Origin of the sequence: Granulicella sp. dw_53 (assembly GCF_018449545.1) — a bacterium.
GTDB lineage: Bacteria > Acidobacteriota > Terriglobia > Terriglobales > Acidobacteriaceae > Edaphobacter.
The window spans coordinates 1-23,021 of sequence record NZ_JAAVUR010000018.1; the positions used below are offsets into that span (position 1 = coordinate 1).

Here is a 23,021-nt window from a genome sequence, read left to right on the forward strand (position 1 = left end):
GACCAACCTGGATGTGCGGCAAGGGACGGATGCGCAGAGTGAGCGGGTGGGTGGGCTGATCTTCGATGCGCTGGTGAAGAAGGACGAACACTTCAATCTGCGGCCCTGGCTGGCGGCGAGCTGGGAGCAGCCTGATGCGCTGACCTGGGTGTTTCATCTGCGGGATGGGGTGCGGTTTCATGATGGGCGGCGGCTCGAGGCGGAGGATGTGGCTTACACGATCCGAAGCATGATCGACGGGACTTTGATTACGGCGAAGGGTGGCTCCTTTGCAGCGGTGAAGGCGGTTGAGGTACTGGACCGGCTGACGGTGCGGGTTCGGCTGACGCGACCGTATGCGGGCTTGCTGTTCAATATGAGCGATGGGTTGTTTGGGGTGGTGCCAAAGGGTGCGGGGCGGGACTTTGGGCTGCATCCGGTTGGGTCGGGGCCGTTCCGGTTTGTGAGCGCGGTTCAGGATAAGGAGGTGATCCTGGAGCGGAGTTCGGAGTATTGGGCGGATTCGGTGGAGACTGGGTTCAGGGTTCAGAGCTCGGGGGCTGGTGGGCAGGAGCCGCGTGGGAGAAGGATTGAGCGGGTGCGGTTTTCGGTGGTGCCGGATGCGATTACGTCGGCGCTGGAGTTGAAGAAGGGATCGGCAGATCTGGCGAGCAATGTGGTGACGCTGGATATGGTTCATACGCTGGAGAGCGAGCCAAACCTAAAGGTGGAGTCGGTGCCGAGCTCGATTGTGAACTATGTGAACTTCAACGTGACCGACCCGGCGCTGAAGGACGAACGGGTGCGGCAGGCGGTGGCGTGTGCGATGGACCGGCAGGCGATTGTGGATGCGATCTGGCGAGGAAAGGCGCGGTTGGCGAATACGCTTTTGCCAGTGGGACATTGGGCTGAGGCCAATGGCGGGGAGATGGCGGCTTATCCGCATGATGTGGCCAGGGCGAAGGCGCTGCTGGAGGCGGCGGGATTTCGAGCTAACAAGGATGGGGTGCGGGTCCGGATTACTCTGAAGATCAATACGGATGAGACGCCGCGGTTGATGGCGGCTGTGTTGCAACAGCAGTTGCGGGCGGCGGGGATCGATCTGCAGATACGGTCGGCGGAGTTTGGGACGTTCTATGCGGATGTGACGAAGGGTGCGTTCCAGATGTATGCGCTGCGGTGGATCGGGAGCAATGAAGATCCGGATATCTTCCGTTATGTGTATGGGTCGGGGAGTTTTCCTCCGAAGGGAGGAAACCGGGGACGGTACTCGAATGCCCGTGTGGACGCGCTGTTGACTGCGGCGGCTGTAGTGACGGATCAGAGCGAGCGGCGGCGGGAGTATGTGGAGGTGCAGAGGATTCTGGCGGAGGAGTTGCCGGGGATTCCGCTGTGGTATCCGAATAACCAAGTGGTGCACACTCGGCGGATCGTGGGGGTGAGGCCGAGGGTGAGTGGGAACTTTGATTTTCTTACGGATGCGGAGATTGCTTCTTCCAGTCGTTGAATCGCATTGCTGTTGCTCCATTTGTCCTCGATATGTGTGAGGCTCAAAAATCTTCCCTTTCCTCAATGTGAAGTTCGTGCCCGTCAGAATATTTGTGGATTGAAGTTGTCTTACTTGCGTCTATACCGGCAGCGCCCGCGCGAAGTCGTTGTGTAGCTTCGCGCGGAAGTTCTGGCGATTTGAAATCAAGGACTTTATATGAAAACTCCGATCTTCTCCGCTCTCGACTTCGTAATGGTCCGGCAGGGTGACGACGCTGGCAAAGCCATTGCTCAATCGGTTGAGCTGGCCCGATATCTTGAGAAGTTGGGCTATCACCGTTTTTGGGTGCCCGAGCATCATGGCGTGGAGTCTTTCGCCTCTGCCAATCCGGCTGTCCTGATAGGGCATATCGCCGGGGCGACGAAATCGATTCGGGTGGGCGCAGGTGGCGTGATGCTGTTCAACCATCCGCCTTTGGTGATCGCGGAGCAATTCGGGACCTTGGCATCGATCTATCCTGGCCGCATTGATTTAGGAGTAGGTCGCGCTGTAGGCTCTGCCACGCCTAAAGAGCCTATCTACAAGGAGGCTCTGCGGCGCGATCCTCAACTCAGCGGTGACAGCTTTCCACGGCATGTCGCGGAGCTTCAGCTTTACTTTGGAGCTGAGGAACCGGATCAACAGATTCGAGCCTATCCGGGACAAAACACCAACGTTCCGATCTACCTGCTCAGCTCGAGCGGCTACAACGCACAGTTGGCGGGAGAGCTCGGTCTGCCGCTGGCGTTTGCGACGCATATTAAGCCCGACAATCTGATTCCCTCGGTTAAACTTTATCGTGAACATTTCCGACCATCTAAGTTCCTGTCGGAGCCCTACGTCATGGTCACGGCTTTGGCATTAGCAGCAGACACCGACGAAGAAGCGCACAGATCCTTTACCTCTGTCGAACAATTATTTTTGGCGTCCATCAGAAATGGGCCGCCAAAGCTCCCACCAAAGGTAGACAGCATGGACGGCCTTTGGAGTGAGGAAGAAAAGCAGGCGGTAGGGCAAAGAATGAAGTCGGCTATCCTGGGAGATCCGGCGACTGTACGCCGCTCTCTTCAGGCTTTGCTTCAGGAGACCCAGGCAGATGAACTGATGCTGTGGTCCACTGCGTACGATCCTGCGGAACGATTTCGGTCGTACGAAATTCTTGCAGAGGCGGTCGCTTCGCTACAAGACCAGAGCGAAGTGGATGCTGCTCTCGTGTCGTAACTAAGGCGTTTACTATCCAGGGATTGTTGTGAGAGGCGGAGACCGTGATAGGTCTCCGCCTTTTGTCTTGCGTCGCCTATTTCTGCGCCTCTCCTAGCGGACGGGATGGATAGGGGTGTGTGAGCGGATCGCCGACGACGATGTCCGTCCAGCCCACCATTTTGGAGCCGGCGAAGAAGCTCTCTGCCAAGGTGAAGCCGCTGGTATACCGGTCGAGAACGATGGTAGGCGAGGAGATGGACTGGAGTAGCGGCTCGTCGGTGTATCCCTTGACGCCGGTGATTCCCTGGGAGATGAGGTCGGCGATCATGCTCTGTCCGTCGGACTGGCGGAAGAAGCTTCGGGCGCTGGTGGAGACGGCTGTATCCCCTACGGCGCCGGGGGCAAACTTCAGCGTGTTGTAGGCTCCCTGGGAGAAGTTGTTGTCGTTGCTGCCCCAGGAGTAGTAGCCAAGCAGATTGCTGCGGTTGCCTACGAAGGTCTCGTTCAGGTCGACGTCTACAGGGACTCCCTTGGCTTCGAGGATATTGCCGGCGTGCTGCATATCCGCGTTCCAAGTGCCGAAAGAATCTTCCTGCGTGATCAGGGTGCTGGGGAGTGGCGCTGGCTGCGAGCTGGGATCGTCGATTCCGAAGTCGGGTTCGATATCCAAGAGGATCTGACCGTTCTTGAGACCTTTCTCCGCAGTGAGTGCGTGCGTGGTCAACGCCTCCGCGTCGGGCAGGCTGTAACCGTCCAGCCGGGTTACGAGATAGCCACCAAACTTTGCGTGGCTAAAGGGCACTCTCGCATCCCAGTAGCGATTCATCCAGGCTGTGCCGACTGCGAAGCCGCCGGGATCGTTGAATGTGATTTTGATCGCGCCAGGAATCTTGTCGTAATCCAATGCAGCAAGGGTGCCGTCGAGGGAGGTGAGGGTCTGTCCACTGAACGCCTCACCGGTCTCTCCGCCTGCGACGCGGATGGGGATGCCTCTTGTGAGCACGATGAAGTTGATGTTGGGATGAGTCTGCAGGAAGGCACGGATGGGATTTTCAATCTGCTGCTGATAGTCGGCGAAGTTGATGGTTTCGTTGTCCTGGGTGACGGTGGAGTCGATGCATTGAATGCGTAAGACGTTGGGCACGCTTCGCTTCGTACTGTACTGCATGCCGATGGCTCTGGAGGTAGAGCTGGAGTTGTTGATGACTACGAGCACCTTGTCCGGTGTCGCTGCCTGACTGGGAGATGCGATCGCTGCGAGAATTCCGAAGACTAGAGAGAGGGTGAGGAGGTGCGTTCGGGCGAGCTTCTGGGCGGGCGGGAAGATCCAGTCAAAGGGGGTCATAGGTATCCTGTGGTGAGAAGAACACGAGGAATTATGGAGTATTCCGGTTGCGCTACAAATAACCGTCGATTCATCGGAGATGTTTCCGCGTGGGCTTCGCAGGTATTCCCTCTCGGCCTATAGATCCTGAAAGCCTCGTTAGGATTACTCCGCAGACAAGTTTTTTAAGTTGGCTACAGACTATTCAACAAGATAGGAAACACCCGTTACAGAATCGAAGCCAGTATCTCTTCTACCGTTCTGGTTTCGTTTTGACGCATACGATCTTTAAAAGTATAGTTAAAACAACCAAACGGTAGGAAGTTTTTAATCGCGACGTTCCATCTTTCCATCTATCTTCCAAGAGGTAATTCCGATGTCAAACAATCAAAAAGTTGCACTGATCACAGGCGCGAATCGTAATATTGGCTTCGAAACAGCTCGTCAGCTAGGCCAGAGGTCCATCACCGTAGTGATTGCGGCGCGTATCTTGAGCTCTGCAGAGGAAGCCGTATCCAAACTCAAGGCCGAGGGCATCGATGCATTTCCAGTGAAACTCGACGTTACTAGTGCACAAGATCGCGACACTGTTGCCAACACTATTAACGAGCGTTATGGGAAGCTCGATATTCTTATCAACAACGCCGGTGTCGATGCACCGGACGGAATCTTCACTCCCAAGACGATCGATACCAGCGAAGAAGAACTCCAAACTGTCTTCGCTGCGAATCTCTTCGGCGTGATTGCTCTGACCCGCTCTCTCTTGCCTTTGTTGAAAAAAAGTGATGCCGGCCGCATCGTCAATGTATCGAGCAAGCTTGGATCGTTTGCGCGTCAGAGTGCTCCAAACAGCGAGATCGCAGCGATGAAGGCATTTTCCTATAACGCTTCGAAGGCCGCACTCAACATGTTCACGATTCACCTGGCTGCAGAGTTACAAGGTACGAACATTAAGGTCAACTCCGCACAGCCGGGTTGGGTGAAGACAGAATTGGGTGGAGAGCATGCGCCGATGGAGATTGCGGATGGTGCCCGGACCAGTGTCGATCTTGCTCTTATCGGCCCAGACGGCCCAAATGGCCGCTTCTTGCATCGCGGCGAAGAGCTCCCCTGGTAAGTCGCAAATAGCGAATAAACTCAGTGTGAGCACACGCCGGCTGCCTCAGGCGAGTGCTCACACTTTTCTTGGTTTGCAACACATGGCGAACTCTTTTGTTACGCTGGAAGAGGAGTTCCGATGCTAAAAGGTGAGAAGACACGTAGGAAGATTATCGAGAAGGCCGCGCTGCTCTTCAACAAGAAGGGATTTGATGGCATCTCGATGCAGGACGTGAGCGAGGCGACTGGTCTCGAAAAGGGTAGTCTCTATACTCACTTCAGCAGCAAGGAAGAGTTAGCGAAAGAAGCGATGGCTTACGCCTCGATGACGAGCTTCATCTCAAGCATCGAGAATCTGGAGAAGCTAACGAGCCCCGTTGAAAAACTAAAGCTCCATATTCGCAATGTCCTCTCGAAGCCGAATTTTCCGGGCGGATGTCCTCTGACCAATATCGCTATCGATGCCGATGACGGAAACACCGTTATGTACGCAATGGCTCAAGAGTCGTTGAAGCATTGGACATCATTTCTGAAACAGTTGATCAAAGAAGCGCAAGAGATGGAAGAGATTCAGTCGTCTGTGAATCCAGAGGCGTTTGCTACCTTGATTATCTCGCTTCTTGAAGGCGCATGCCTCGCCTCGAGGCTGCAGAGATCAAAGAAGGCTCTTACGGTAGCGCAACAGTTCCTCACCGCCCAGATTGACGGCTACGTCAAAGAGTAAGCACCTGCACTGTATCTACTTTCGGATGTCTTAGCCGTTTCGATCCTAGTTCGGTTGTTCGTCAGAATTGGCTTTCCCCGACTTTGCTGCGGTTCCAGAAGCGCTCGAAGGTGGCGGAAACAACGCGCCGTCTTCGCCTGCACCAGGTTGTGCTTCACCATACGCGACCGCACCGGCAGAGGCCTCAATGCCCGCGTTCCGTATCACTTCCTGCGCTCCTGTCGGCCATTTGCCGTCGGTGATTAGATGGTCGTCGAGGATGAGATCATTCTGATAGTTCGTCCACATTCCACCGATCTTTGCGCTGTCATGCCAGTTATCGATGGCCGTGTTATCGGGCGAGATCCGCAACGGATAAGCAGCCTTCACTGTATTGATGTTCAACTACTCCGCCGCCGGGTCTTGTACCACGTTCCGCCGAACGATGATGTAGCGGGAACCCTCATCCAAATACAAGCCAATCAAGCCGTGGATATCGAAGATGTAGTTCTCTGTAATCAGCGTGCCAGGACTAGCGGAAAGATTATAGATCGCACCACCATCGTGAAAGAGCTTCTTGGCTCCGTGCACGCGATTGTTCGCGACGACAATATCACGATGAGTCGTAGGCGTCCGCAAGTCGTTTCACTTTAACCTCTGTAATTTCTTCAGTACGAACATGAATCGCCCAGACGCTTCGCATCCACCTGATATCACGGCCGCCTCTTCCGAGGCGTTCTTGATCATCACCACTGTAGAAGAATATGGTTTGCTTGTTGCTCTGCGGTACGCGTACGATGGCGTTCAGCCAAAATCGCTCCCACTCTCCACCGCTTGACGAACAATAATAATTATCGTTTACTAGCTATTAATGCATGTCTCTCCCAACGTCGAGACCCGTCCCTTCCGTAAGCTTTGTGCGGATCATGGGCTCGCCGCGACCCATCAGCGCCAGGTTCTTTACGAGGTCATGCAGACGATGCCTGGCCACCCCAGCCCGGAAGAGGTCTATGCGCGGGTCAAGAAGAGAATACCCGCAATCTCTCTTGCGACGGTTTACAAAAATATTCATCTCTTTGTCGAGAGAGGCGTGCTAAAAGAAGTCAGCATGCACCACGGCTCCCTCAGAGTCGAGTTGAACAGCCACCTTCACCATCACATGGTCTGCTCGCATTGCAAGGCCATCACCGACATTGAAGAAAAGGATCTCGGCGTTCTTCCGACGCTGCAACGATTGCCTGGGGGCTTTCAGGTGGAACGCTACGCTATCGACGTCATCGGAATCTGTGCCGCTTGCCAGAAAGCAAAACGCGGCTAACACCATCAACCCACTAACCGAACTGAAGATGTTGAATAGAACAACAACAGATATTTGACCACCGGCCGGGCAACTTTCATAGATGGAAACTCGAATTTGCTAACCGTTTGGCCCCGCGACCCAATCGTGGGATAGGCTTCACCAGCAATGAAAACGAAGGAGCGAAAATGTCGGATGAAATGAAGTGTCCAGTGCCGCACGGCGGCACCCCCTCCACCAGCACGGAGACGGCTTCCCCCCTGCACGGCGCTGTTACGCACAACTCGCGCAAGATCACACGCAACGAACATTGGTGGCCCGATCGCCTCGACCTCGCCGTCCTCCATCAGAACACCAAGCTAGCCGATCCCATGGGCCAGGACTTCGACTACGCGGCAGAGTTCAAGACCCTCGATCTCGATGCGGTGATCAAAGATCTCCACACCCTGATGACCGATTCGCAGAGCTGGTGGCCCGCGGACTACGGCCACTATGGCCCATTTTTCATCCGCATGGCATGGCATGGCTCCGGCACGTACCGCACCTACGATGGCCGCGGCGGCGCAGGCATGGGCACGCAGCGTTTTGCTCCGCTCAATAGCTGGCCGGACAACGTAAGCCTCGACAAGGCTCGCCGCCTGCTATGGCCCATCAAGCAGAAGTATGGCAAGAAGATCTCCTGGGCCGATCTCATGATCCTTACCGGCAACGTTGCGCTGGACTCGATGGGTTTCAAAACCTTCGGCTACGGCGGCGGCCGCGCTGACGTCTGGGTTCCGCAGGAAGACATCTTCTGGGGCAAGGAGCACACCTGGCTCGGCAGCGACCGCTACCAGGGGGAGCGTGACCTAGACCACCCTCTCGCCGCCGTCCAAATGGGCCTCATCTACGTCAACCCGGAAGGTCCCGATGGCAAACCGGATCCGGTCGCTTCGGCACGCGACATCCGAGAGACCTTCGGCCGTATGGCGATGAATGACGAGGAGACCTTCGCGCTCATCGCCGGTGGCCACACCTTCGGCAAGGGCCACGGCGCCTACGATCCAGGAAAGTTCGTCGGACCCGAACCCGAAGGCGCACCGATCGAGCAGCAGGGCTTTGGCTGGAAGAACTCCGCGGGCAAAGGCAATGCTGAAGATACGATCTCCAGCGGTCTCGAAGGCGCGTGGACTACCAATCCCATCAAGTGGGACTCTGAGTACCTCGACAACCTTTATAACTTCGACTGGGCGCTAAAGAAGGGCCCAGGCGGCGCATGGCAGTGGTATGCCGTGGCAGAGGAAGCCAGCGTTCCCGACGCGCACATCAAGGACAAGAAGCATCTGCCTATGATGTTCACCTCGGACCTTGCGCTCAAGTTCGATCCCGCCTATGAAAAGATCGGCAAGCGCTTCCAGGCCAACCCCGACCAGTTCGCCGACGCCTTCTCTCGCGCATGGTTCAAGCTCACGCACCGCGACATGGGCCCCATCGTCCGTTACCTCGGACCCCTGGTTCCCAAGGAGCAGTTGATCTGGCAGGACCCCGTCCCGGCTGTCGATCACGAACTCATCGGCGAAGCGGACATCACCGCACTCAAGGAGAAGATCCTCGCCTCTGGTCTCTCGATCTCGCACCTCGTCTCGACTGCCTGGGGAGCGGCAGCGTCCTTCCGAGGCTCCGATAAGCGCGGTGGAGCAAATGGTGGACGCATTCGCCTCGAGCCACAGAAGAACTGGGAGGTGAACCAGCCACTCGTGCTCGCAAAGGTTCTCGACACGCTCGAGGGGATTCAGAAGGACTTCAACGCGACGGGCAAGAAGGTCTCGCTCGCCGACCTGATCGTTCTGGGCGGTTGCGCTGCGGTTGAAGCGGCTGCAAAGAAGACTGGATCCAACGTTCTCGTTCCCTTCGCGCCTGGCCGCACGGATGCTTCGCAGGAGCAGACCGATGTTGAGTCCTTCGCCCCGCTAGAGCAGACGGCGGACGGCTTCCGCAATTATCTTCGTCTGGGACACACAGAACGGGCGGAAGCGCTGCTCGTCGACCGGGCGCAATTGCTGACTCTGACCGCTCCTGAGATGGCTGTCCTCGTTGGTGGCCTGCGCGTCCTCGGTGCCAACTTCTGTGGCTCGAAGAACGGTGTCCTCACTACGCAGCCCGAGACGCTGACGAATGATTTCTTCGTCAATCTGCTCGACATGGCAACTGAGTGGAAGGCATCTTCTACTTCGGAAGGCTTGTTTGAGGGGCTGGATCGCGCGACAGGTGAGATTAAGTGGACCGCCACTCGTGTAGACCTAATCTTCGGTTCCAACTCTCAACTCAGGGCCATCTCGGAAGTTTACGCATCCGCCGACTCGAAGGAGATCTTCGTGAAGGACTTCGTAGCTGCGTGGAACAAAGTCATGAACCTTGACCGCTACGATTTGCGCAAGGCGTAGGTCGTCAGTTGTATGCAACTCCGTAAACCAAGGGGCTACCGTAAGGTAGCCCTTCTGTATTCCTACTTCCAGCACCATTGGCCGCAGTATGTTAGATAGAACATCCGCGCGATCCGCGGCCGATCTCCACCTTCGCCGGATCCACACGATACGCTGATATCAATGCCTTTTTCCTTCTCTAGGATGAACATACTTCTCAAGGAATCGAACCACTACTAACGTCCGCTAGACATCCCTAACGCCGTCTACACCATTGACCCCGGCTACGATAGACCATCACCTACGTCTTTCAGGTAGCTGCGCCCCCTTTCGTCGTCCAGTAAGATCGACCAAATAAGTGCTGTCAGCACTGAAGCGCATCTTTACGCGCTGTAGAGTTGGATTTGGAATTTCTGCATCGAAGCGAACGTACGGGGCCAGGGTATGCGTGAATTAACTACTCTCGATCAAGCATCAAGTGTCTTGGCTCGTCGCGCTTTGCTCGTAACTCTCAGTATAGGCATGGTAAGCTCCGCTTCAGGGCTCCTCGCGTCTACCATAGGCATGGTCGCCGCGCGCGAATTCATCTTCGTCGCCTGCATCTTCCTCTTCACTCTCTGCGCTCTTGTCACACTGCTGGCATTCCGCAAAGTCGCCGTCCAAACGATAGCTACGGCAACTACCGGCTACTACGCCGCCCACATGTGCGTTGGCGTCTGGATCTCGCTTTCTGGTACCGGACAACACCTCAATCTCTTCATCTATCTGCTCTGGCTCTTCCCTCTCCTCGTCTTCAATAAACTGGTAAACCAGCCGGCCATCAGCCGTCTGCTCGCAAGAACGATCCTGGTGGTTCCTCTCCTAACCATCCTTTGTCTCCTCCCCAGGTGGGCCATCGTCCTCCCAACCGAGCAACGAGTCCTCCTCGGCATTTTCTGCCTCACTTACGTCTGCTATGCCCTTACGCTCAATATTGTCACCCGCTACCGTGAAAAGTACATCGCGGAGCAGCAGCGTACAGAATCCCTCAAAGTCACCGCCGAAATCTTCGAAAGTATCTCCGACTGCTTCCTCTCACTCGATGCGGAGTTCCGTCTCATTTATCTGAACGATGCCGCCTGTGCTGAACTCAACGTCGACCGCCAAAGCGCACTCCACCACACTCTCGACCGCGCCGCCCCACGCTTCTTTTCCGACTCCATCGTCAGCAGGCTTCAAGCTGCTTCTGTGCATGACCTCGCCACCCTCTTCGAGGCCCAGAGCGAACAGAACAGTCTCTGGTACGATTTCCGTTGCTTCCCACGGATGGGTAGCATGTCCGTCTACTTCCGAGATGTCACCAATCGCAAAAATGACGAAGCACGCATCCAGCACCTGGCCTTCTACGACCTCCTCACCGGGCTTCCCAATCGCCAACTCTTGAGCGATCGCCTCACCCAAGCGATGGCCACCGCGACCGTCCAGAAAACCATTGGCGCACTTCTCTACATCAATCTTGACGACTTCAAAGTCCTGAACGGCACTCTTGGCCACGAAGTCGGTGACGCTCTGCTTCAACAGGTTGCTTTCCGTCTCACCGCCTGCTTGGAATGTGGCGAAACAATCGCCCGGATTGGCGGAGATGAATTCGGTCTCATGCTCGAAGCCCTTGGTAAAGATCCCCAAGCCGCAACCGCCGCGGCCACTCTAACCACAGAGAAAATCCTCGCACTCTTCCTTTCCCACTTCGTCGTCGGCAGTTGCGAAAGTGAAATTAAAGCCAGCATCGGGGTCACGCTCTTCGGCGCTTCTGAAACGGGCTCGTCCGAAACACTTGACGACCTCCTCAAACGGGCGAATATAGCCATGTACCGCGCCAAGGCTCACGACGGGAATAGTTTGCGATTTTTCGATCCAGCCATGCAGATTGAGGTCGAGACCCGTGCCGCTCTCCGCGCTGGCCTACGATCCTCATTGCAAAATGAGGAGTTTACCTTGCACTACCAGCCCCAGGTGGACAGCGAAGGCATTGTCATTGGGTCTGAAGCCCTGCTTCGCTGGTTTCATCCAGAACGCGGCAGCGTTGCGCCCAGCGAATTCATACCCATCGCCGAAGAGGCTGGTCTCATCATCGAACTCGGCCGTTGGCTACTGCAGACGGCCTGCCTTCAACTCGCCGCCTGGGCAGGAGATTCTGCAATGAAGTCTCTCACACTGGCCGTCAACGTCAGTGTCCGTCAGATCCTCGACCCTCATTTTGTAGACCTGGTCAAAGGGGCCCTGAGTTCCTCGGGAGCAGACCCTTACCGCCTCAAGCTCGAAATCACCGAGAGCTCGATCATGGAGAGGGTCGACGAAGTTATTGCCAAGATGAGCGAACTTAAAACCCTCGGCGTCACTTTTTCTCTCGACGATTTCGGCACCGGATACTCGTCGCTCTCTTACCTCCGTCACCTGCCGCTCGATCAGCTCAAGATCGACCGCACCTTCACCGCCCACCTCCTTACCGACGAAAAATATGCTTCAATCGCACGTACCATCATCGTGCTCGGTCGTAGCCTCAATCTCTCTGTCATTGCCGAGGGTGTAGAGACCAAAGCCCAGCGCGCGTTTCTTATGGCGGAGGGCTGCCACCTCTACCAGGGTTTCCTCTATGGCCCTGCCGTACCAGCCTCGGAGCTCGAAAAATACGTTGCCGCGAGTTACGATCACCTCAGCGTCGGTTAAGAAGCGATCACACCCGCATACCAACGATCTAATCGCAATTCGGGGGATACGTTTTATTTCTGGATGGTACGGTCCGCCTTGCTGAACGGAGCCGAGACCTGAGACGGTGTCGGCAGGTCTGACACATTCCAACCTCCGCCTAACGCCTGAATCAGTTGCACAGAGGCAGTCATCTGCTCGGTTCGAAGAGTTACCAGAGTGTTTTGTTCTGTGAGTAAGGTCAGTTGTGTCTGTACCACATCGATGTAGGGATCCATACCTGTCTCATAACGAGCGGTTTCAAGGTCAACAGACTGCTGTGCGGAGGCTGCGGCGATCTGCTGTTGCTGGTATTGCTGAGAAAGAATACGTAAGGAGGCGATGTTGTCCTCGACCTGTTGGAACGCAGTGAGCACGGTTTGACGATAGGTCGCGACATCCGCGTTATAGGTGGCGATAAATTGATTGACGGTGGCTCGACGCAAACCGGCGTCGAAGATCGTCTCCGACGCAGAAGCACCTACCGACCAGAAACGGCTGGGCCAGTCAAAGAGCTGCGAGATCGCGGAACTCTCCGTTCCGCCCCCGGCCGTGAGAGGAAGTGTGGGGAAATACGCTGCGGTGCCCACGCCGATGAGCGCATTCGCGGAGGCCATCTGCCGTTCTGCGGCAGCTACATCGGGCCTACGCTCGAGGAGTTGCGATGGCATGCCGATCGGGATGGCGGGGGGAGCTGAGTCCAGCGACTTGGCCGGAATGGAGAAGCTGGAAGGATTAACGCCGATCAGCACTGCGATCGCGTGCTCAAACTGGGCGCGGAGGACCCCGAGATTAGTGGCAGAGGCCTCTGCATTCTGTAGTGTGTTCTCAGCTTGAACGACGGCGGCCTGATCTCCGACTCCCGTGTCGTAAAGACTGCGCGTCAGCTCTACCGACTTGCGGTCTGCTTCTACGGTCTTGCGAAACACATCGATCAGAGCATCCTGGCCACGCAACTCGAAGAGAAAGATGGCAAGGTTGGACTGTTCGCTCAGGCGTTCGTTTTCGAGATCCGCCGCGCTGACTTGAGCAGCATACTGGTTGACACGGATCTGGTTACGAACCTTGCCGAACAGATCTGGTTCCCAGGAGGCTTCAAACGGAATCGACCATAACGTACTTTGTGTCCCCGCAGAGGTGACCGTACTCGTAGTAGAAGTTGTTCCTGTTCCAGAAGAGGTGGGACTTGAGCTCGAACCTGTTCCCGTATTACGGGAAAGATTCGCAGAGGTACGCGAGCGCTGGAAACCGGGTGCTACCCCGAGCGTTGGATAAAGCTGCGATCGAGCCTGCGCGATCAGCGTTCGTGCCTCCATGTAGTTCTGGAAGAAGACTTTGATGTTCTGGTTGTCGATGTTCAGTTTGTCTTCGAGGTCATTGAGTTCCGGGTCGTTGTAGATCAGCCACCACTTACCGCGCAGCATCGCGTCCTGCGGTTGCGCGGGCCTCCATTCGCCAGAATCGTTCACTGCCGGTGTAGCAGCCTCTTTGTATTGCTCCGGTGGGGAAGTGGGCAATGCCGAGGGCCTGGTATAGCGGGGGCCGACGCGGCAGCCCGCGAAGAAAGACAGGCCAAGAACGGTGAGGAAAAGCGAACAAATTCGAGTAGGGTTCTTCATCCGTGGGCCTCCGACGGCGCCGTCGTCTGCGTTTCATTCCTGGCATGATCCTTGCCGGCAAAATGAATCCGCATGCGATCGAGCGTGAGGTATACGACTGGCGTGGTGTACAGCGTGAGCATTTGGCTGACGATAAGTCCGCCTACAATGGTGATGCCAAGCGGTCTGCGTAGCTCCGAACCCGTCCCGGTGCCGAACGCTAGCGGCAATGCACCGAAGAGGGCCGCCATCGTCGTCATCAGAATAGGACGGAAGCGGAGAATGCAGGCCTCAAAAATAGCCTCTTCAGTATTCATTCCCTGTTCGCGCTCCGCTTGCAGAGCAAAGTCGATCATCATGATGGCATTCTTCTTCACGATGCCGATCAGCAGCACAATTCCAATGATCGAGATGACGTTCAGATCCTCATGGAAGAGCATCAGCGCCAGCATCGCGCCCACGCTTGCCGAAGGCAACGTGGAGAGAATCGTGAGCGGATGGATCAGGCTCTCATAGAGCACGCCAAGCACAATATAGACCGCGAGCAGCGCGGTCAGAACAAGATATGGCTCCGAGCCGAGAGATTGCTGATACGCCTGAAGTGTTCCAGAGAAGAAACCCTGAATCGTCGTAGGCAAGTTGAGCTTCTGCTTGATCCCTTCTATCTCCTGGGTCGCGTCACTAAGCGAAAGACCCGAGGCGAGATTGAACGACACGGTGACCGATGGGAATAGCCCGGTGTGATTCAGCGCGAGAGGAGTGGTGCCAGGCTTTGCGGTACTGAAGGACGAGAGCGGTGTATTGCCCGCAGCAGTTGTCGAAGATGCATTTGCATCGTGGAAGTACACAGTGCTCAGACCATCCGGACGCTGCCAGTATTGCGGCGCCACCTCAAGCACGACATAGTACTGATTGAGTTGCGTATAGATCAGAGAAGCCTCCGATTGTCCGAAGGAGGCATAGAGTGCGCTGTCAATCGATGTCGCCGTCTGTCCAAGCCTTGCCGCAGTCACACGATCGAAGTTGACCTTTTCATCCAGGCCACCCATCTGCTGATCCGAGCTGACATCCTGAAAGCCGGGCAGGTGTTGCATCTCACTAAGAATCTTCGGGCCATAGGTCTGCAGGTCGTCGACATTGTCGGCTTCCAGAGTGTATTGATACATCGCGTTACTCGACCGGCCTCCGATGCGGATGTCCTGCTGTGCCTGGAGGAACGCGGAAGCTACCGGTAATGCATTCAGCTTCGGCCTCAGCCGATTGATGACATCGGCAGCACCTGTCTTGCGTTTTTCCAGAGGTTTGAGGGAGATAAAGATGTTGCCGGTGTTCGTGGCGCCCTGACCGCCTGTGAAGCCGATCACATGCTGAACAGCAGGGTCTTTGCCGATGACCGCCTGCAGTTTCTGAATGGAGTCATCCATCACATTATAGGAAGCGTCCTGGGGGCCACGCGCAGCGCCAGCGAGCGAGCCCGTATCTTGCTGTGGAAAGAAGCCTTTCGGGATGCGAACAATGATGATGACGTTCAGCGCAATCGTGAGACCCAGCAGCACAAGCATCAGCACCGAGTTTTCCAGCGCCCAGTGCAGGCTGGAGCGATAGACCTTCAACACCCAGTCGAAGAACCTTTCAGTGGTGTTGTAGAACCATCCGTGCTCCACCTCATGCTCGCTCTTGAGCAGATAAGCGCACATCATGGGCGTCGTTGTAAGTGAAATCGCCATAGATACCATGATGGCGGTGGAAAGTGTCACCGCAAACTCTCGAAATAGACGACCGACAATACCGCCCATCATGAGCAGTGGAATGAAGACCGCGATCAGTGAGATGCTGATGGAAAGAACCGTAAACCCGATCTCCTTCGCACCAAGCATCGCGGCATCGAAGGCCGACTTCCCTTCTTCCAGGTGCCGGGTGATGTTTTCCATGACAACGATGGCATCGTCCACGACGAAGCCCGTGGAAATAGTGAGCGCCATCAGGGACAGATTGTCGAGCGAATAGCCCAGCAGATACATCACCGCAAACGTGCCGATCAGTGAAACCGGAACCGCCACCGCGGGAATCAGCGTGGCGCGACCATTGCGAAGGAAGAAGAAGACAACACCGATTACCAGGACGATGGAAAGGACTAATGTCTGTTCTACGTCGTGCACACTGGCACGAATCGTCGTCGTACGGTCCAGTACGACAGTCATATCGATGCCCTGTGAGATCGATGCCTTCAAAGAAGGGATCTGCGCGTAAATACGATCGACAGTGTCGATGATGTTGGCGCCAGGCTGGCGGAAGATGATCAGCATCACGGCGCGTTTACCGTCGAGATAACCAGCCGCACGAACATTCTGGGTCGAATCGACCACATCCGCGACGTCGGATAGTCGAATCGCGGCGCCATTCTTATAGGCCACTACGATCGGTTGATACTGCTCTGCCTGAGAGATCTGCCCATTCACGAGAATGTCTGCGGTGCGGTCACCGTCCGTGATCTGGCCGCGAGCGAGATTCGTATTTTGGAGTCTCAAGACCGACTGTAGGTTCTCCATCGTCAGCCCGAAGCTAGCGAGCTTGTTCGGATTGACCTCTACACGAACCGACGGCAACGCTCCGCCGCCAGGGTTGACCTGACCGACGCCTTGGATCTGAGAGAGCTTCTGCTGTACGACTGTGGAGGCTTCATCGTAAAGTTTGGCGGAGCCGTACTTGTCCGACGTAAGGCCGATAATCATGATTGGCGCGTCCGCGGGATTCACCTTACGGTACGTCGGATTCGCAGGCAGGTTGATGGGTAGATAGCTGCGGGCGGCGTTGATGGCCGCTTCCACGTCGCGCGCCGCGCCATCGATATCGCGGCTCAGATCGAACTGAATCGTGATCGACGTCGTTCCCAGCGCGCTGGAAGAGGTCATCTCCGTTACGCCGGCAATGTGGCCAAACTGCCGTTCTAGCGGCGTCGCCACGGACGACGCCATGATGTCCGCGCTGGCTCCGGGAAGGCTGGCCGCAACAGAGATCGTCGGAAAGTCAACCTGGGGCAGCGGCGAGACCGGCAGCAAGTTGAAGCACACTCCACCAACAATCGCGATTGCAACTGTGAGTAGCACCGTCGCGACCGGGCGATGAATGAATGGTGAAGATAGATTCACGCGTGCCCACCCTCGGCTTGCAGATCCCTGCCATTGCTCGGACCGGTGCCGTGATCGGGAGCGTGCTCACCCGCCTTTTGCTGCGGCTTGTGCTTAGAAAACCGTTTTGCCAGATTATCGAAAAAGATGTAGATCACCGGAGTCGTGTACAGCGTAAGTACCTGGCTGACCATCAGCCCGCCGACCATCGCGATACCGAGCGGACGGCGAAGCTCCGAACCGATGCCATGCCCGAAGGCAAGCGGTAGACCACCAAGAAGCGCCGCCATCGTCGTCATCATGATCGGACGGAAGCGCAGTGTTGCCGCTTCATAGATGGCTTCGGTTGAGCTTCTGCCATGATCACGTTCCGCTTCCAGCGCAAAATCGACCATCATGATGCCGTTCTTTTTCACAATACCGATGAGGAGAACGATACCTATGATCGCGACCACGCTGAGGTCTTGATGGAAAAGGATCAGAGACAAAAAGGCTCCGACGCCAGCCGAAGGCAATGTGGACAAGATCGTGATGGGATGAATGAAGCTCTCGTACAGCACACCCAGCACGATGTACACGGTCACTAACGCGGCAAGTATCAGAAGCGGCTCGTTGGACAACGAGTTGCGGAATGAAGCCGCAGTCCCTTGAAAGTCGGCCTGCACACTCGGCGGCATCTTCAGGTCTTTCTGAACCTTCGTCACATCGGTGATCGCAGTTCCCAGCGAAGCATTGGGTGCAAGGTTAAATGAAACGGTTACCGAGGGGAACTGTCCTTGATGCGTAATAGATAGCGGCTCGGTGGTGGTCTCGAAGTGCGAGAACGCGCTTAAAGGAACGGAGTTTGCATACATTGATCCACTCGTCGCCGTGGAGCCGGTGTGCGTCAGTGCAGATACCGGCGCGGTCAGTGCCGACGTCGATGCCGTAAATGCCGCAGTGGTAGTAAGCGCGTTAGTTCCAGCAGAGGTTGAGCCCTGACCTGATGAAGTTGCTGCCGCTCCAGTGCTCGCGCTCGAAGCATTCGCTTGAATAAACAGGTGGTTCAGCTTGTCCGGATCCTGCTGAAACTGTGGCTGCGCCTCCAGAATTACGTGGTATTGATTCAATTGCGTGTACATCGTGTTGATCTGACGCTGTCCGAATGCGTCGTAGAGCGTTTGATCCACGGTCGTCGGTGCAATGCCCAACCGCGAAGCCGTAGGCCGATCGATCACCAGTGAAACCGCAAGTCCACCCAACTGCTGATCTGTTGCCACATCCTCCAGTTCCGGCATTTCCTTGAGCTTGTTCACGAACTTGTCTGTCCACTGGTTCAGTTCTGCTTGATCCGTATCCTCCAACGTGTACTGGTACTGTGTACGGCTCACGCGATCATCGACCGTAATGTTCTGTACTGGCTGCATGAAGAGCGTGATCCCGGCAACATCCTTCAGCTTTTTCTGGAGCCTGCGAATCACATCCGAAGCCGAGGCATCACGATCCTCGAGAGGCTTCAGGTTGATGGAAAAACGTCCACTGTTTCCAGTCGTGTTCGTTCCATCCGCACCGATGAAGGACGAGAGACTTTCGACAGCCGGATCCGCAAGGATAATCTTGCTCAGTTCCTGCGTCTTCGAGGTCATGTCCTTTACACCGATTGTCTGTGATGCCTGCGAGATGCCCTGGATCACGCCAGTGTCCTGCACCGGGAAAAAGCCCTTAGGCACGATGACATAGAGAAACACCGTCAGGAGCAATGTCGCGACCGCTACAAGCAATGTGGCAGTCTGATGTTTCAGCACCCACTTCAACGTTCGGCCGTAGAAGGCGATCATGCTCTCGAATACGCGCTCGGAAGCCTTGTAGAAGCGGCCTTCCTGCGCTTTGGGATCATGCTTGAGAATGCGCGAGGCCATCATGGGCGTAAGCGTCAAAGACACCACTGCCGAAAGAATGATAGTGACCGCAAGCGTCACGGCAAACTCTCGGAAGAGCCGACCGACGACGTCCCCCATGAACAGCAGCGGAATGAGCACCGCAATTAGCGATACCGTCAGAGAAAGAATGGTGAAGCCGATCTGCTCCGCGCCCTTGAGCGCCGCTTCCATCGGAGGGACACCTTCCTCCAGATAGCGCGAGATGTTCTCCACCATTACGATGGCGTCGTCCACGACAAAGCCGGTGGAGATCGTCAGCGCCATCAACGAAAGATTATCCAGAGAATACCCGAGCGCATACATCGCGCCCATCGTTCCCACGAGCGACAGTGGCACCGCTACCGAGGGGATGATCGTCGCATACAGATTCCGCAGAAACAGAAATATCACCAGGATGACAAGACCGATCGTCAGCACCAACTCGAATTCCACGTCGCTCACGGAAGCCTGGATTGGCGTGGTCAAGTCGGTGAGTGTTGTGACCTCGATACCTGCAGGCAAGTTGGCCTTTAGCTGTGGAAGGAGCGCTTTGATGCTCTTCACGACGGCGATCGTGTTGCCACCGGGTTGGCGCTGCACGTTCAAAATGATCGCCGGGGTAGTGTTCATCCATGCGGCCTGTGTCGTGTTCTCCACGCTGTCGACGATGCTCGCAACATCCGGCAACATCACTGCCGCACCATTGCGGTATGCCACAACGACCTTTCGATAATCCGCACTTGAAACCAACTGATCGTTGGCGTCGATCTGGTAGTCCTGCCGAGCTCCATCAAAGTTACCCTTCGCAGCGTTGACGCTGGCGGCAGTCACGGCAGTGCGAAGGTCTTCCATGCCCAGCCCAAAGGAAGACAGCGCCGTGGGATTCGCTTGAATGCGCACAGCCGGCTTCTGGCCACCGCTGATGCTCACAAGACCAACGCCGCTCAACTGCGAAATCTTCGGCGCTAGCCGCGTATCGACGAGGTCTTCCACCTGAGGCAGTGGGATATTCTTCGAGGTTACAGCCAGCGTCATCACCGGCGCATCCGCCGGATTCGTCTTGCTATAAATCGGAGGGGCGGGCAGGTTTGCCGGCAGAAAGCTCTGCGCGGCGTTGATGGCAGCCTGGACCTCTTCTTCCGCCACGTCGATATTTAACGACAGGTTGAACTGCAGCACAATGACGGAGTTCCCTCCCGCGCTGGTCGACGTCATCTGACTCAAACCTTGCAATTCGCCGAACTGACGCTCCAGAGGTGCGGTCACAGTCGTTGCCGTTACATCAGGGCTCGCGCCGGGATAGAACGTCAACACCTGAATCGTCGGGTAATCGACTTCAGGCAGCGCAGAGACAGGCAACTGTGTGTACGCCACAATTCCAACCAGCAGAATCGCCGCCATCAGGAGTGCCGTCGCAACAGGACGGAGGATGAACGGACGTGATGGGCTCAAGGCGTGCTACTCCCACTACTCTGTATAGGCGTGGCTCCCTGCGGGGAGATCTTGACTCGCGACCCGGATTGCAACTTGTCGAAGCTGGAGTTCGCAACGACCTGTCCTGGGTTGACACCAGTCACCTGCGACGTATCTCCGTCTATCGCACCGACCTTCACTGCCTGAAGTTGCGCCTTGTTATTCGTCAAGACATAGACATAGGTGCTCTTATCGTTGTGCTGTACCGTTGAGGTCGGCAGAAGAGTCACGTTCTGCAGGGTATTGACGAGCAGGCGCGCATTGACGAACTCGTTCGGATAGAGCTTGCCATCGCGATTGTCAAACTGTGCACGAGCCTTCACAGTGCCCGTCGTGGTATCCACCTGATTGTCCAACGTCAACAAGGTGCCACTAGCAATTTTGCTCTGCGCCGAGCGATCAAACGCATCCACTGTCAATTTCGCACCGGATTTCATGCGCGGAAGCACCTGGCCCAAAGCATCTTCTGCAAGTGTGAAGATTACGGTGATGGGTTGTACCTGTGCGATAACCACCAGCGGCGTCGTGCCACTCGCGGTCACCAGATTACCCGGATCGATCAGGCGAAGCCCCACGCGTCCGCTGATCGGCGCGACGATATGGCAAAAGTCCACCTGCACCTGGTCAAACTGCACGGCACCTTCGTCCTGCTTCACTGTGCCCTCATCCTGCAGCACAACCTTCTCCTGATCTTCATATGTCTGTCGCGGAATCGCGTTCTTCGCCCAGGCCTGTTTATATCGCTCAAGGTCCATCTGAGCTTCCGCGAGGATGCCCTGGTCGTGAAGCAGCGTTCCCTGCGCGGTCAAAAGATTTGCACGATACTGCCGCGAGTCGATGTCCACGAGCGGATCGCCCTCCTTCACGAACTGGCCTTCACGGTAATGAACTGCGGTGACCACACCCGTTACCTGCGCCGTGATCGATGAAGTGTACACCGGAGTCACTGTGCCAATGGCTTCTTGATAGATGCCAATGTTCCCTTGTTGTGCTGTTGCGGGCATCACTGGCACAACGCCACCGGCTCCACGCGCCGGCTTGGCGGCAGTGTCATGCCGATGCATCACCCACCAGAAAGCGAGGAAGAACACAAGAAGGATGATGCCCCAGACAATGAAGCGCGAAGCATGTTTCCTTTTGTGCTGGGGCGAATCAGACGTGGCCACGGCAGGAAGCAAATGAGCAGGATCTCTAATCGGATGGTCGGGCTTGTCGAGAGACAATCGTGTTACTCTCCTCGGTCTTCGATTCAGAAGATGAAATTCTTCAACAATCAAAATGACGGAGACGGCGACCAGAAAGATTCAAGCGCGATGGAGATACCTGAACAAAGGTTTAGTAGGATGAAACGGACTTTCAGACGACCCTAGCGTCTCAGAGCTGCATACTCCACACTTTACATAGACATAATAGTGGCTGCAGAATTAGCAGGATTCGCAATCTCGATGTGCATAGCACTAAGAGCTTTTCGAGTTGGCGAGCGGACAACGTTTTTTCGTAGTGCGCACGGAAAATTCGTTGACCAAGATCCCATACAACCGTCTAAGTTAAGTTTAAGTAATGACGATCGCAAAGTGTCATCTGCCAGGGATAATACCTCCCGCATATTGTTTCCGGTGCACACATTGGTCAGACGTGGTGTCGTTTCGGAAAGCCCTCCGCGCTTCCCATTTTTATGAAGTCTTCCACTTCACTTTCGACTTGATTGACGCACCGAGATCGGAAATCAGGACCGCTGACCAATTTCCTCTGAGAGCGGCAGCCCTCGGTACGCCATCTTGGATGTAACTAAATATTCCGTTGATGCGGAATTCAGACGGACGACCAATGTGCTTTTGATCCTTCAAACATTTCCGGTACAGCAATAGCCTCTTCCGCCTGATCAAGAGTCACCGCATCCCCTGTTGGCGTAGGTTTGCGGATGGAGCGAACGCTCTTTGATCGCATAACCCATCGAATCGAACGTGACCATCATTTTGAATCAGGCGAATTGATGTCGACCAAATTGCAGCCACCCTATTGCGATCGGGGGAGGCCGATTATTGCGCGCTTCAAGCATGACGTATATCATGGTGAGAGTAGAGAATTGTTGGAGGTCCAATGGGTTATACAGCGGCCGACACGGCCCAAAAACATGAACGCATCCTGGATCAGTCGATCCGACTATTCCGTGAGCGCGGATTTGCTGCAGTGAGCGTCAACGAGGTCATGAAGACAGCCGGCTTGACCCATGGTCCGTTTTACAATCACTTCGAATCCAAAGAAGCATTAATGGCCGAGTCTCTGACCCGTGAATTTCAGCGGGCGACAGGTGACTTCGACAAGTTGCCCGCGACAGAAAAGGGCGTGGCAAAGTACGTCGACTATTACTTGAGCAAACAACATAGAGACGACTTCGCCGGGGGTTGCCTGGTGGCGGCTCTGTCATCCGAAGTGCGACAACAGGAACAGGTCCGTGCGCCGTTCACGGAACAGCTTAAGGGGCTAATTCAGAAACTGGCAACGCGGTTTCCGTGGCGCTCCCGCAGATCCGCACGCGGAGACGCTATTCATCTGTACTCCACAATCGTAGGTGCAGTTATCCTCGCTCGGGCCGTTAACGATGATAAGTTCTCGCAAGAGATTCTGGATGAGGTGAGAAGTCGTGTTGGCTGAGAACCAGCCAC

General features: G+C 55.7%; 15 protein-coding genes. 8 read left to right on the top strand and 7 right to left on the bottom strand.

Going from position 1 to position 23,021, the window contains the following annotated elements; genetic code table 11:
• The first annotated feature begins 7 nt into the window (after nucleotides 1–7).
• Both HB393_RS21510 and HB393_RS21515 read left to right on the top strand, forming a co-directional pair.
• Complete coding sequence (locus tag HB393_RS21510) at nucleotides 8–1,486, top strand: ABC transporter substrate-binding protein (protein ID WP_255551495.1); 1,479 nt, start codon at nucleotides 8–10, stop codon at nucleotides 1,484–1,486.
• A gap of 198 nt (nucleotides 1,487–1,684) precedes the next feature.
• Nucleotides 1,685–2,728 (top strand): LLM class flavin-dependent oxidoreductase, encoded by a 1,044-nt coding sequence (locus HB393_RS21515; RefSeq protein WP_213807273.1) that lies wholly within the window; start codon nucleotides 1,685–1,687, stop codon nucleotides 2,726–2,728.
• A gap of 76 nt (nucleotides 2,729–2,804) precedes the next feature.
• Here the strand turns inward: HB393_RS21515 and HB393_RS21520 are convergent, their stop codons facing one another.
• Complete coding sequence (locus tag HB393_RS21520; protein WP_213807274.1) at nucleotides 2,805–4,055, bottom strand: TIGR03790 family protein; 1,251 nt, start codon at nucleotides 4,053–4,055, stop codon at nucleotides 2,805–2,807.
• Nucleotides 4,056–4,410: 355 nt separating this feature from the next.
• Here HB393_RS21520 and HB393_RS21525 point away from each other — a divergent pair, with 355 nt between their 5' ends.
• Together HB393_RS21525 and HB393_RS21530 are read left to right on the top strand one after the other, a co-directional pair.
• Nucleotides 4,411–5,151, top strand: coding sequence for an SDR family oxidoreductase (locus HB393_RS21525; RefSeq protein WP_213807275.1), 741 nt, complete (start codon nucleotides 4,411–4,413; stop codon nucleotides 5,149–5,151).
• 120 nt (nucleotides 5,152–5,271) lie between these two features.
• Complete coding sequence (locus HB393_RS21530; protein WP_213807276.1) at nucleotides 5,272–5,856, top strand: TetR/AcrR family transcriptional regulator; 585 nt, start codon at nucleotides 5,272–5,274, stop codon at nucleotides 5,854–5,856.
• Between the two features lie 45 nt (nucleotides 5,857–5,901).
• Here HB393_RS21530 and HB393_RS21535 read toward each other — a convergent pair whose 3' ends face one another.
• Both HB393_RS21535 and HB393_RS21540 read right to left on the bottom strand, forming a co-directional pair.
• A complete protein-coding gene (locus HB393_RS21535; protein WP_213807277.1) occupies nucleotides 5,902–6,240 on the bottom strand; it encodes a hypothetical protein in 339 nt (112 codons plus the stop codon).
• Complete coding sequence (locus HB393_RS21540; protein ID WP_213807278.1) at nucleotides 6,241–6,474, bottom strand: hypothetical protein; 234 nt, start codon at nucleotides 6,472–6,474, stop codon at nucleotides 6,241–6,243.
• Nucleotides 6,475–6,706: 232 nt separating this feature from the next.
• Here HB393_RS21540 and HB393_RS21545 point away from each other — a divergent pair, with 232 nt between their 5' ends.
• The 3 genes from HB393_RS21545 (at nucleotide 6,707) to HB393_RS21555 (ending at nucleotide 12,240) form a co-directional block, all read left to right on the top strand.
• Nucleotides 6,707–7,153 carry a transcriptional repressor gene (locus HB393_RS21545; protein ID WP_213807279.1) on the top strand — a complete coding sequence of 149 codons (447 nt, stop codon included), beginning with the start codon at nucleotides 6,707–6,709 and terminating at the stop codon, nucleotides 7,151–7,153.
• 167 nt (nucleotides 7,154–7,320) lie between these two features.
• Nucleotides 7,321–9,555: a catalase/peroxidase HPI gene (gene katG, locus HB393_RS21550; RefSeq protein WP_213807280.1), complete on the top strand. Its 2,235-nt coding sequence runs from the start codon at nucleotides 7,321–7,323 to the stop codon at nucleotides 9,553–9,555.
• Between the two features lie 501 nt (nucleotides 9,556–10,056).
• The gene (locus tag HB393_RS21555; protein WP_213807281.1) at nucleotides 10,057–12,240 is read left to right on the top strand and encodes an EAL domain-containing protein; all 2,184 of its coding nucleotides are present in this window, start codon (nucleotides 10,057–10,059) and stop codon (nucleotides 12,238–12,240) included.
• A gap of 53 nt (nucleotides 12,241–12,293) precedes the next feature.
• Here HB393_RS21555 and HB393_RS21560 read toward each other — a convergent pair whose 3' ends face one another.
• From HB393_RS21560 to HB393_RS21575, 4 genes are read right to left on the bottom strand one after another with little or no spacing between them, the layout of a single operon-like run.
• Nucleotides 12,294–13,877 (bottom strand): efflux transporter outer membrane subunit, encoded by a 1,584-nt coding sequence (locus tag HB393_RS21560; protein WP_213807282.1) that lies wholly within the window; start codon nucleotides 13,875–13,877, stop codon nucleotides 12,294–12,296.
• Entirely contained in the window at nucleotides 13,874–17,005 is a 3,132-nt protein-coding gene (locus HB393_RS21565; protein ID WP_213807283.1) for an efflux RND transporter permease subunit, read from the bottom strand. The genes HB393_RS21560 and HB393_RS21565 overlap by 4 nt, the downstream gene beginning before the upstream one ends.
• Nucleotides 17,002–20,334 (bottom strand): efflux RND transporter permease subunit, encoded by a 3,333-nt coding sequence (locus HB393_RS21570; protein ID WP_213807284.1) that lies wholly within the window; start codon nucleotides 20,332–20,334, stop codon nucleotides 17,002–17,004. The genes HB393_RS21565 and HB393_RS21570 overlap by 4 nt, the downstream gene beginning before the upstream one ends.
• Nucleotides 20,331–21,419: an efflux RND transporter periplasmic adaptor subunit gene (locus tag HB393_RS21575; RefSeq protein ID WP_213807285.1), complete on the bottom strand. Its 1,089-nt coding sequence runs from the start codon at nucleotides 21,417–21,419 to the stop codon at nucleotides 20,331–20,333. The genes HB393_RS21570 and HB393_RS21575 overlap by 4 nt, the downstream gene beginning before the upstream one ends.
• Nucleotides 21,420–22,455: 1,036 nt before the next feature.
• Here HB393_RS21575 and HB393_RS21580 point away from each other — a divergent pair.
• Nucleotides 22,456–23,010, top strand: coding sequence for a TetR/AcrR family transcriptional regulator (locus HB393_RS21580; protein WP_213807286.1), 555 nt, complete (start codon nucleotides 22,456–22,458; stop codon nucleotides 23,008–23,010).
• Nucleotides 23,011–23,021: the final 11 nt, after the last annotated feature.